The 12,527-nt window shown below is 70.6% G+C and carries 1 protein-coding gene; it reads right to left on the bottom strand.

The genetic code is table 11. The features are described from left to right. Positions 1–127: 127 nt before the first annotated feature. Positions 128–12,244 (bottom strand): autotransporter-associated beta strand repeat-containing protein, encoded by a 12,117-nt coding sequence (locus tag ABS361_09945; GenBank protein ID XBY46497.1) that lies wholly within the window; start codon positions 12,242–12,244, stop codon positions 128–130. Positions 12,245–12,527: the final 283 nt, after the last annotated feature.

Below are 12,527 nucleotides of genomic sequence, written 5' to 3'. Positions count from 1 at the left end.
CGGGGCGAGAGAGCCGAGAAGGCCGCTCCCGCGGGCGAGCGGCAGCCCGCTCCGGATCGCGCCGTGCCGGAGGAGCGCCGTCTCGGGTACAGGGACCGAGGCTTCCTTGGCAGGACCGGCGGCCCCGTCAGAACTTCAGCGAGAACCGGGCGGAAATGGCGTTCTGGCGCGCCCCCGCGGCGAGCTGGCCGGCGTAGTTCACCTGAATGGTCGCCTGGTCCGACAGGGCATAGGAGAGGCCCGCGCCGACCACGAGCGTGTCGCGCGCGATGGGCAGCCCGCGCACCTGGAACGGCGTCGCACCGGCCGCGAAGGCCATGTCTGCCGTCGAGGCCGTGTCGCCGAACGCATGCTGCCAGCCCACACTCAGGCTCGGCGTCAGCGTGTGGCCGCCGACGGTGAACGTGGTGGCGGCACGGGCGCCGAGTGTGCTGTAGAGCGTCTGCTGCCCGCGGACCCGCACCGAAAGATCGGCGCTGCCGCCGGTCTCGATGGCCGATCCGCCGGACACCGACACGTGGGCGAGGCCCGCGAAGGGCTCGAACTCAAAGCCGGCGAAGGCCATCCTGTAGGACGCCTCGCCGAAGATCTGCGTCGTGCCGAGGCCGTATCCGGCCTTCTGCGCGGCGGTGAAGCCGGGGAAGGCCACGGCGCGCGTCACCCGCAGATCCTGCCACGTATAGGAGACGCCGCCGCGCAGCGCGAACGGCCCTTGTTGCGTGCCGACATAGAGGCCGAGATCGTAGCTGTCGATCGCGCCGGAGGCGTTTCGCGCGCTGGCGGTGAACCGCGTCTGGGTGAAGCCGGCGACGATGCCGGCCTGAATGTCGTCGAAGACCATCGCATCGACGCCCGCGAGCAAGCCGCCTGCGGACGAGGAGAGGCCGGCCGCGTTGCCGTCGCCATAGAAATCGCCCCAGCCGCCGTGACCCTGCGCCCAGACCGTCGCCGTCAGATCGTGGCCGAAGGCGGCCGTGCCGGGGCCGCCGAGCCTCGCCGCGGTGGCGAGGGCGCCGGCGCCGGGGGCGGTCTGACGCAGCCGCGCGCCGACCGCGTCGCGCAGACGGATCGAGCTCTGCTGGGAGAGCGTGCTGAGCGACGGATAGATGTCCCCGCCGAGCTGGTCGAGAGCCGGGGCGACGGCCCCCTTCGCCTGCGTGAGCAGGGCGTCGTAGACGGCGTTGCCTGCGCCGAGCGCCTGCGCCGCCACGGCGACCCTGGCCTGGTTCGGGGTTTGCGCCTGATCCGCGAAGGCCGCGCCGGTATAGACGAGGTTCAGATAGACGTTCCGCAGATCGTAGCCGAGCTCCGGCTGCAGGAAGGCATAGTCCGAGGTGACGCTGCCGAACCGTCCCGTCACCGTCCCCGAAGTGGTGAGGATCGTCATCGTGCTCCGGTTCGGATAGGTGCCGGCCACCGGCGTGACCCGCACCGATGCACCCGACGAGATCGACACGTCCCCGGTGGCGATGATCAGGTCGTGGGCGCCCTCGGGCGTCACGTCGACGGCATAGACGGCGCCGGCGTTGAACGTCACCGCGCCCGCGACCGTGAGGGTGCCCGGCGAATAGCCCGGCGCCGCGGTGCCGCCCGCATTGACGGTGAGGCCGCCGATCTGGGCCGTGCCGCCGAGAACGCCGCCGGCGTTGACCGTGATGGTCGAGCTGGTGGTCGTACCCGGGGCCAGCCGCAAGAAGCTGTTCTCGGTCGTCACCGCGCCCGTATAGGGCGCCGCAAACTGGACGAGCCCGCCACCGGAGAAGATGACCTTGCCCGAGCCGGTGATGGCGCCCGTGAAGGTGTAGGCGTCGGAGCGGTTGAAGATCAGCGTGGCGTTGTTGACCACGTCGCCCACGATGGCGCCGGTCGTGCCGCCGTTGCCGACCTGGAGCACGCCGGCCGAGACCGTGGTGCCGCCGGTATAGGTGTTGTCGCCGGTCAGGATCAGGGTGCCGGAGCCGGTCTTGGTGAGCGAGCCGGTACCGGAGATCACCGAACCGTAGGTGCCGGTGCCGGTCTGGTCGAACACGACGGCGGCGTTGTTGGTGATGTTGCCGGAGAGGCTCGAGGCGTTGCCGACCAGCGTCCCGGCGCCGACCGTGGTGCCGCCGGTGTAGCTGTTGGTTCCGGAGAGGACGAGCGTGCCGGTTCCGGTCTTGGTGAAGCCGCCGGTGCCGGACAGGACGCCGGACAGGGTCAGGGTCTTGTCCGCATCCACGGCGATGCCCGCGGCGCCCGGACCGCCGAGCAGAACGGCGCCGGCGTAGGCGAAGCTGTCGCCCGCCTGCAGGGTGCCCCCGCCGCCGAGCGTCAGGCCGCCGCTGCCGAGCGCCTGCGCGGCGAGCAGGCGCAGCGTGCCGCCGGCCACGGTCGTGCCACCCGAATAGCTGTTGGCGCCGGCAAGCGTCAGTGTGCCCGCGCCGGCCTTTGTCACCGAGCCTGTGCCCGAGATCGCGCCGTCGAACCGCGTGGCGTCGGACCGGTCGAAGACCAGCGCCGCGTTATTCACCACGTCGCCGAGGATGGAGCCGGCGGTGGCGCCGTCGCCGACGCGGAGCGTGCCGGCGGAGACCGTCGTGCCGCCGGTGTAGGTGTTGCTGCCGGCGAGGATCAGCGTGCCGAGATCGGTCTTCTCGATGCCGGCGGCGCCGATCAGCGCGCTCTGGATGGTCGCGACCTTGGACGCGCCCGCCGTGGTGCCGTCGCCGACCCGGATCGTCGCCGTCCCGGTTCCCGCGAGCGCGATCGCCCCGCCGGTCACGACGTACCCGGTATCGGCGAACTGCAGGCCGGTCACGGAAACCTGGCCCGCGCCGTTGTCGACGGTGACGGTGCCGCCCGTCGCCTGGAATACGGCGAAGCCGCCGTTCCACGACAGAGCCGTATCGCCGGCCGGATTGGTCCAATTCGTCGCGGCGGAGGCCGACCAGGTTCCCGAGCCGCCGACCACCGAGCCGTTCGCCACGGTCTGGGATCCGTTCCAGGCCAGGATCGGCGCGTCGGTCCGCGCCACGACGAGGTTGACCTGTCCGCCGACCGAGGTCTGCACTCGGCCCGACAGGCTGCCGCCGAGCGCGCTCGGATCGAGGCCGTTGTCGGTGAGGGCGCCCGTATAGCTGACGATCCGGTAGACGCCGGCGCCGAAGCCGGTCGAAGCCACGACGTCGAGCGTGCCGTCGAGGGTGACGCCGCCGTTCGCGGTGAAGACGCCGCCGCCGCTGGTGCCGCCGAGCGTGACGGCGAGGTGCGATCCGGCGTCGAGCGCGAGGCCGCCCATGGTCAGGGCGGCACCCTGCGCGCCGGCGAGCGTCGCGCCGCTCAGCACGTGGACCGTGCCGGTCGTCGCGCCCGAGCCGGTGAGCGTCGCCTGATCGCGGACGGTCACGTCGCCGGCGAGGCTGCCGGTCAGCGCGAGCGTGCCGCGCGTGACGTCCGTCCCGCCGGTGTAGGTGCCGGCGCCGGAGAGGGTGAGCGTGCCCGCGCCGTCCTTGGTCAGCGATCCCGTCCCCGAGATGGCGCCGCCGAAGGCGATGTCGTCGGAGCGGTCGAAGACGAGCCGTCCGTTATCGACCACGTCGCCGGCGAGGGCGCCCTGCGTGCCGCCGCCGCCGATCTGCAGCGTGCCCGCCGCGATGGTCGCGCCGCCGGTGAAGGTGTTGGCGCCGGTCAGCGTCAGCGTGCCCGTGCCGAGCTGCGCGATGCCGCCGGCACCGCTGACGGCGCCGGCAAAGGCGACCGTATCGCTGCGCTTGAACGCGAGCGTCGCGCCCGACGCGACCGCGACGTCGCCGGCGATCGAGCCGGCCGTGCCGCCGTCGCCGATCTGCAGGCGGCCCTGCGTCACGACCGTGCCGCCGCTGTAGGTCGACGCCCCGGTCAGGACCAGCGTGCCGAGGTCGGTCTTCTCGAGCCCGGTCGTGCCGGCGAGCGGCGAGGCGATGGTCGCCACGAAGGCGGCGCCCGCGCCCGTGCCGTCGCCGACGCGCACGGGGGGCCGTCCGGCGGTGGCGGCAAGCGTAATCGCGTCCCCGGTCACGCCGTAGCCGTCGACCATGAACTGCATGCCGGTGCTGGTCACAGATCCCGAGACGGCGACACTCCCGGCGGTGCCCGTGAACACGGCGAACTGGCTGTTCCAGGCCCGCGACTGGTTGAGCGGCGAGGTCAGCCAGTTCGGGCTGGAACCGCTCGCCGTCCAGGTACCGCTGCCGCCATGGACGGTGCCGTCGGCGCTCGTCGTCGTGCCGTTCCAGTAGAGCATGTCGCCGCTCAGCACGGCGAGATTGACCGCGCCCGGGGCCTGCTGGATCTGGTAGGCGAACCCCGACGGGGTGGTGCCGAGCACGAGGCCGTTGTCCGCCACGAGGGTCGAATAGGACACGAGCCGGTAGACGCCGAGCGACAGCGCGCCGGCGTCCGTCACATTGAGGACGCCGTCGAGCGTGAGATCGCCCACGGAGACGGCTGTCGTGCCCGTGCTCGCTCCGAGCGTCACGGCGACGTTCGACAGGTTCGACAGGGCAAGGCCGGTCATCGACAGGCTGCCGAGGCCGCCCGCGGCCGGCACCGTCGCCTTGAGGGTGGCGCCGTTCTGGATCGTCACCGTGCCGGCCACGGACGGGCCGCCGGTGCTGTCCGTCGCGCCCTGCAACGTGCCGCCGCTCTGGACCAGGACGTCGCCCGTCAGGGTGACGCCGTTCGGAAGTTCGAGCGTGCCGGCCGAGACGGTCGTGCCGCCGCTCGCGCTGTTCGCGCCGGCGAGCGTGAGCTTGCCGGTGCCCTGCTGCACGAGCGCGCCCGTGCCGGTGATTGCGCCGCCCATGGTGATGTCGGCGGAGGTGTCGAAAATCACCGTGCCGCCGTTGGCGACGGCGCCCGGAATCGCGCCGGCGTTGGTGGCGCGCAGCGTGCCGGCGGTCACGGTCGTGGTGCCGGTATAGGTGTTGGCGCCGCCGAGGACGAGCGTGCCAGCACCCGCGTGCGTCAGCCCGCCCGAGCCGGAGATCGCGGTCCCGATCGTCAGCGTCGTGGCGGCGGCCGGCGCGAGGGCGCCCCCGGCGAGGGTCACGGCGCGGTTCGACGTGAACGACGCAGTCGTCGCCAGCGTACCGCCGGCGAGCGTCAGGCCTCCCGACGCGTCGCCGAGGTTGCCGTCGGAGGCGACCTGCAGCGTGCCGGCGGAGACGGTGGTGCCGCCCGTGTAGGTGTTGCTGCCCGAGAGCACCAGCGTGCCGGCGCCCGACTTCGTCAGTGCACCGGTGCCGGAGATGACGCCGCCGAGGGTCAGGGTGGTGGCGGTGGCGGGAGCGACGGCACCGGCCCCGGTCAGCGCGACCGCGCGACCTGACGTGAACGACACGGTCGTCGCCAGCGTGCCGCCGGCGAGCGTCAGGCTTCCGGACGTGTCGCCGAGATTGGCGTCGGAGGCGACCTGCAGCGTGCCGGCGGAGAGCGTGGTGCCGCCGGTATAAGTATTGGTGCCGCCGAGGACGAGTGTCCCTGTGCCGGTCTTGGTCAACCCGACCGTGCCGGCGATGACCGTCGTGATCGTGGCCGTGCCGCTGTCGACCTGGACATAGGGCGCGCCGCCACCGGCCTGCGACACGAGCGTGAGCGTCCCCGTGCCGCCGAGCGTGTAGCCGGTGATCGCGAATTGCAGGCCGCTGGCGTTCACCGTCCCGCTGACGGCCACATTGCCCGCGATGCCATTGAAGATGCCGAGGCCGCCGTCGATCCAGGCTTGGGCGATGGTGCCGTTGACGTTCGTCCAGTTGGTCGCGGCCGCGCTCCAGGTGCCGGCGCCGCCGGAAATGGTGCCGCTGCCGGCCGTGCCGGCGCCGTTCCACCACTGTGTCGAGACCCCGTCGACGAGCGCCACGAGATTGACCTGTCCCGCGACCGCGGTCTGGATCACGCTCGAAGTGAGGGAAGCGGGTGTGCCGGAAACCGACAGCCCGGCGCCCGTCAGGGTGAGCGTGCCCGAATAATCGATCAGCCGATAGCTGCCGGCCTGGAAGCTGGCCCCGTCGTTCACGGTCAGGAGCCCGCCCGACAGGGTGACGTTTCCGGTCACGGCGATGCGGTCGTTGAGGTTGCTCGTCGGCCCGTTCGGCTGCGCGAGGTTGAAGGCCAGCGTGGCGCCGGAGGCGACCGACAGACCGCCGACCGACAGCGTGCCGGGCGTTCCGGCGACACCGGGAGCGAGCGTCGCACCGCTCGAAAGTGTGACGATTCCGGCGATCGACCCGCCGCCGCCGAGCGTCGCGCCGCTCGCCACCGACACCGCGCCGGCGATCGAGCCGGAGACCACCAGCGAGCCGGACGAGACCGTGGTCCCGCCGGTATAGGAGCTGCTGCCGCTGAGCGTGAGCGTGCCCGTGCCCGCCTGGGTGAGGGAGCCCGAACCGTCGATCGCATAGAGGAAGGTCACCGCGTCCGATCGATCGAAGACGAGGGACGCGTTGTTGCTCACGTCGCCCAGGAGCACACCGGAGGTGCCACCATTGCCGACCTGCAGCGTGCCGGCCGAGATCGTCGCGCCGCCGTCGTTGTCGGTGTTGGTGCCCGCGAGGACGAGCGTGCCGGCGCCCGTCTTGTTGATCACGCCGAGCCCGGTGATGCCGCCGGTCAGGGTCAGCGTCGTGCCGGTCGCGGTCTGGAACGTTCCGATATTGGTGAAGTCGACGCCACGGTTGGAGGTGAACGACGCCGTCGTCGCGAGCGTGCCGCCGCCCATGACGAGACCGCCGGTCGCGCCGCCGAGATTGGCGTCGGACGAGACCTGCACCGTCCCGGCCCGGATGGTGGTTCCGCCGCTGTAGGTGTTGGTGCCCGACAGGACGAGCGTGCCGGCGGAGCCCTTGCTCAGCGAACCGGTCCCCGACACGACGCCGCTGAGGGTGAGAGTGCCGGCCCCGGTCGTCGCGATCGAAGAACTTCCCGACAGCGACACCGCGCGGGCGGAGCTGATCGTGCTGTTGCCCGTGTTGAGTATGGCGCCGGAGAGCGCGAGGCCACCCGCGGCGTCGCCGAGGTTGCCGTCGGACGAAATAACGAGCGTCCCGGCCGAAACCGTGGTGCCGCCGCCATAGGTGTTGGTGCCCGAGAGGGTCAGCCGCCCTGCGCCGGCCATGGTCAGGCCGCCGGTGCCGGAGACGACACCGGCGAGCGTCAGGCTCTTGCTGGAGGCCGGCGCGACCGTGCCGCCGCCGGTCAGGGTGATGGTGCGTCCCGTGGTGACGTCCGCGGACGTCGCGAGTGTACCGCCCGCTAGCGTCAGCCCGCCCGAGGCGTCGCCGAGATTGGCGTTGGCGGAGATTTGCAGCGTGCCGGCCGAGACCGTCGTTCCGCCGGTGTAGGTGCTGGTGCCGGACAGGGTCAGCGTGCCGGTGCCCGCCTGCGTGACCGTACCCGTGCCGGAGATCACGCCCGCGAAGGTGACGGCATCCGAGCGGTCGAACACCAGGGCGGCATTATTCACGACGTCGCCCGAGATGTGGCCCGTCGTGCCGCCGTTGCCGACCTGCAGCGTGCCCGCGGTGACGAAGGTGCCGCCGCTGTAGCTGTTCTCTCCGGCAAGGGTCAGCGTGCCGGTGCCCGCCTGGGTCACCGAGCCGTTCCCGGATATCTCGCCCCCGAAGGTGGTCGCGTCAGTACGGTTGAAGACGAGCGACGCGCCACTATCCAGGCTCACGCTGCCGACGAGGCTGCCGGACGTCGCTCCGTCACCGACCTGCAGCGTTCCAGCGGTGACGACCGTACCACCGATATGGGCATCGGTTCCGGCGAGCACGAGCGTGCCGTCGCCGGTCTTCGAATAGGAGCCGCCGTCGGAGATGGTGCCGGTGAGGGTCAGCGTCACTCCCGGGTCGATGTTGATGGCGCTGTTGCTCGCCACGGAGACGGAGCGGGCGGAGCTGATGTCCGTGACGATCGCGAGTGTGCCGCCATCGAGGGTCAGGCCGCCACTCGCGGCGCCGAGTTGGGCGTCGTCGGACATCTGCAGGATGCCGCCCGCGAGGACCGTGCCTCCGGAATAGGTGTTGGTCCCGGTCAGGACCAGCGTGCCGGCGCCGCTCTTGGTCAGAGCGCCGGTGCCGGAGACGATCCCGCCGAGGGTCAGCGTCGTACCGGCGTCCGTCGAAACCGTGCTGTCGGCCGTGATCGCGACGGCGCGGTTCGAGGTGAACGCCCCGATGGTCGACAGCGTGCCGCCCGACAGGGTCAAGCCCGCGGAGCCGTTGCCGAGGTTGCCGTCGTTGCCGATTTCCAGCGTGCCGGCCGCGACCGTGGTGCCGCCGGAATAGGTGTTGTTGGAGGCCTCCAGGACCAGCGTACCGGCGCCGGCTTTGATCAGCCCACCGCTGCCGGAGACCACGTTGGAGAGGGTGAGCGTCGTGCCGACGGCGGGCGCGATGGTGCTGCTGTTGCTCAGCACGACCGACCGCGCCGACGTCAGATCCGCCGTCGTCGCGAACGTGCCGCCCGAGAGCGTGAGCGTGCCTGAACCGCCGAGGTTCGTGTCCGCGGAGACCTCGAGCGTGCCGGCCGAAACGGTCGTGCCGCCCGTATAGGTGTTGGTGCCGGCAAGGACGAGGGTTCCGGCGCCGGTCTGCGTCAGTCCGCCGCTACCGGAGACGACGCCGGAGAGCGTGAGCGCGGTGCCGGTGGCGGGTGCGAGGAGGCCCATCACGTTCAGCGTGACGTTGCGGCTGGACGAGAACGTCTCTGTGGTCGCCAGCGTGCCGCCGTTGAACGCAACGTTGCCCGAGCCGCCGAGATTAGCGTCGGCGGAAACCTGCAGGGTGCCGGCGGAAACGCTGGTGATACCACTGTAGGTGTTGGTCCCCGTCAACGTCAGGGTCCCGACGCCCCGCTTCGTGACGGTGCCGGTGCCGGAAATCACACCGTCGAAGGTGATGTCGTCGCTCCGAGCGAAGGCGAGCGTCGCATTGTTTGTGATGTCGCCGGTGATGCTGCCGGTCGTTCCTTGATTGCCGATCTGCAGCGTGCCCTGCGAGATGGTCGTGCCGCCGGAATAGGTGTTCGCGCCCGTGAGCGACAGCGTGGCGGTGCCGCTCTTGGTGAGCCGGCCCGAGCCGGTGATCGCACCCGATATGATCGTCGTCGCCGCCGCACTGAAGGTCGCGTCGGCGCTGAGCGAGACGGCGCGCGAGATCGTCAGCGAGGCGCTCGTGGCCAGCGTGCCGCCCGCCATGGTCAGGGCACCGCTCGTATCGCCGAGGCGGTTGTCGGCATTGATGCTCACGGTGCCGGAATTGATGGTCGTGCCGCCGGTATAGTCATTGGCCCCGCCCAGAACCAAGGTGCCGGCGCCGGACTTGGTCAAAGCGCCGGACCCGCTGATTTTCCCGCTCCAGATCAGAGACGTGCCGGATGCCGGCACGATTGTGCCGCCGCTTCCGGATAGGGTGGTGACGCGCGAACTGGAAAACGTTGCCGTGACGGCCAGCGTCCCGTCCGAAAGCGTGACGGCCCCGCCGCTGTTTCCAAGGCCGCTGTTCGCCGCGATCTGGACCGTGCCACCCGCGATGGTGGTGCCGCCCGTATAGGTGTTGGCGCCGGAGAGGACGAGGGTGCCGGCGCCATTCGTCGTGAGCCCACCGCCGCCGGACACGACGCCGCTGAGCGTCAGTGTCGTGCCGGTGGCGACGGATACGGCGGAACTGCTGGTAAGGGTGACATTCCGGTTGAACGTGAACGTGCCGGTGGTCGACAGGGTGCCCCCACCCAGGCTCAGCGCCCCGCTGCCGAGTGCGGTATTGCTGGCGATCTGCAACGTGCCGGCGGAAATGGTCGTGCCGCCGGTATAAGTGTTCGTGCCGGACAGGACCAGCGTGCCCGCGCCGCTCGCGGTGAGCCCGCCGGTGCCGCCGAGGACGCCGGTGAGCGTCAGTACCGTGCCCGTGGCCACCGAAATCGTGGAACCGCTGGACAGGGTGGCGTCCCGGCTGGAACTGAACGTGGCCGTGCTGGTCAGGGTGCCGCCGGAGAGGGTCAGCGACCCGCTGCCCAGGGCCGCATCGGCGGCGATCTGCACCGTGCCGGCGGAGATGGTCGTGCCGCCGGAATAGGTGTTGGTGCCGCTCAGGATGAGCGTGCCCGTGCCGTTCTTCGTGACCGTCCCGGTTCCGGAGAGCGTGCCGGCATAGGTGAGGTCGGAGCCGAAGAAGAGCGTGCCGCTGTTGGCGATGTCCGACGAGAAGCTCGTTCCGTTGATCTGAACGCTGCCGGCGGAGATCGTGGTGGCCCCGGTATACGAGGCGGCACCGGACAGGATGAGCGTACCGGCCCCGGACTTCGTCAGGCCGCCGCTGCCGTCGAGCGTCCCCGTCAAGGTGAGATCGTTGCCGGAGGCGATGTCGATCGTGCCGCCACCGGTGCCGAAGTGGACGGCGCGGCCGCTGGAGAAGGCGGCGCTCGGGGACAGAATGCCGCCGCCGGCGAGCGTCACCGCTCCGGTGCTGGCGCCCATGACCCCGTCGCTGCCCACCGACAGCGTGCCCGCCGAGACGATCACGCCGCCGCCGAACGTGTTCGCGCCCGAGAGGGTGAGAATGCCGCTGCCCGCCTGCGTCAGGGAGCCGGTGCCGGAGACGATGGCCGAATAGGTGAGGTCGTCCGACCGGTTGAACGCCAGGTCACCGTTGTCGGTGATGTCGCCGGGGACCATGCCCGTGGTGCCGCCGGCGCCGAGTTGCAGCGTTCCGGCCGAGATCGTGGTGCCGCCGCTGTAGGTGTTGGTGCCCGAGAGGATCAAGCTCCCGGTACCGGTCTTGGTCAGCGCGCCGCTGCCCGACAGCACGCCCGACAAGGTGGCGGTGTTGCCGTTGGTGTTGATCGTCGCGGTCTTGCCCGCGTTGATGGTCATCGCGTTCGACGTGGTCAGGCCCGCGCCGGCGACGAGCGTGCCGCCGTCGAAGTTGAACGCGCCCGTGCCGCGGATGCCGTTCGTGCCACCGACGGTGAAGCTGCCGCCGCTGAGGTTGAACGTGCCGGTGCCCGATCCGAAGTTCAGGTAGCTCGAGCCCGAAAGGGTGAGGCTGCCGCCGGTCAGATTGACGGTGCCGGTCGATCCCGCGACGGACGCAAGGACGAGCTGGGTCGCGACGTTCGCCGAGCCGCCCGAGATGTTGAACGTTCCCGTGCCGCCGGAAGACGCGCCGAAGACGATCTGCGCCGAGCCGCCGACGTTCTGGACCGACAGCGTTCCGGCGGAGAGATTGTAGGTGCCGGAGCCGCCGGTGCCGTAATTGCTGACGTCGCTGCCGAAGCGGATCGGATTGGCGAGGCCGAGGGTCACGACCGACCCGGCGCCGTTCTGGTTGATGACGCCGGTCCCCTTGGAATCGCCGACGTAGAGCTGTCCGCCAGCGAAGCTGCCGGTGGTGATCGAAAACTGCGCGTTGTCCGAGATGGTCAGCGTACCGTTCGAGGCGGTGCCGCTGCCGCCGGCACCGGACGTGCGCGAGCCGATATAGGCGGTCATCCCGCCCGAGGTGGCGTCGAAGACCGCGTCACCGGAGAGGGTGTAGCTGCCGGTGGCGCCGACCGTGCCGAGGTCCAGCATGCCGGCGCTCGAGAAGCGCACCGTGCCGCCGGACTGGTCGAAGGTCCCGGTCACGGCCGTACCACGCCCGATCGCGAGACCGCCGTAGTTCAGGCTGCCGGCATTGGCCACGTAGTGCAGCTCGCCGGCTGTCATGTTCAGCGTGCCGGTGCCGCCGTCCGTGTTGGTCGCGCCGCCGCCGACCCAGATGCGGCCGATCGAAGTCGCCGGGGCCGTGCTGGTGTTTGCGAGGTTCACCTGCACGGTGCCGCCCGAGATGTTGAGCGTCCCGGTGCTGCCGTTGCCGTTCCCGAGCTCGATCCGTCCCGCCGACGATCCCGACGTGGTGTTCAACGTCAGGGTGGTGCCGCTCCGCAGCGTCAGGTCCGAGTCGCCGTTAGCTGTGCCGATGTCGAGGGGAGAGGTGTTGAAGGTCAGAAGCAGGGAAGAGGCGTTGCCCGGCAAATCCCAGCCGGGCGGGACGACGAAGGTCGATCCGCCCTGTGCGGTGATGCTCGTCGGCTGGCCGGAGTTGATGGCTGAACTGACCGCGGACTCGAAACCGCTCTGGTCGGTCACGACGACGGAATCGGCGCGGACCTGCGTCGCGCCGGCGGCGAGAATGAGCGACAGCACCGAAACGCCTGCCGCCAGACGTGTCTTGCGTCCTCTCAACGAAGAGCCGCTCAACTCCCGCCCCCACGCCTTCGAACCGGCGCCGCAGGGCGACGAGCCTCACGCAACGCAACCGAACATCGAGCTGCAATGACGGGGCGAATCGCAAGGCCTCGTCAGTTAACTCAATGTTAACGATACGCCTTTCCCTCGGGGATGTCGGCCCCCGGATGCCGGATTGCACAGCTTTTTCAACAGGTCTCGGTGCATCGGTGCGTGACGCTGCGTCGGTTGTTCCGTGAGCGCCGGACAAGGGCCGGACAGCTCCGCGCGCCCTGCTGGC

It is taken from the genome of Ancalomicrobiaceae bacterium S20 (assembly GCA_040269895.1).
Taxonomy (GTDB): Bacteria; Pseudomonadota; Alphaproteobacteria; order Rhizobiales; family Ancalomicrobiaceae; genus Methyloraptor; species Methyloraptor flagellatus.
This window is presented reverse-complemented; position numbering and strand designations above follow the sequence as displayed.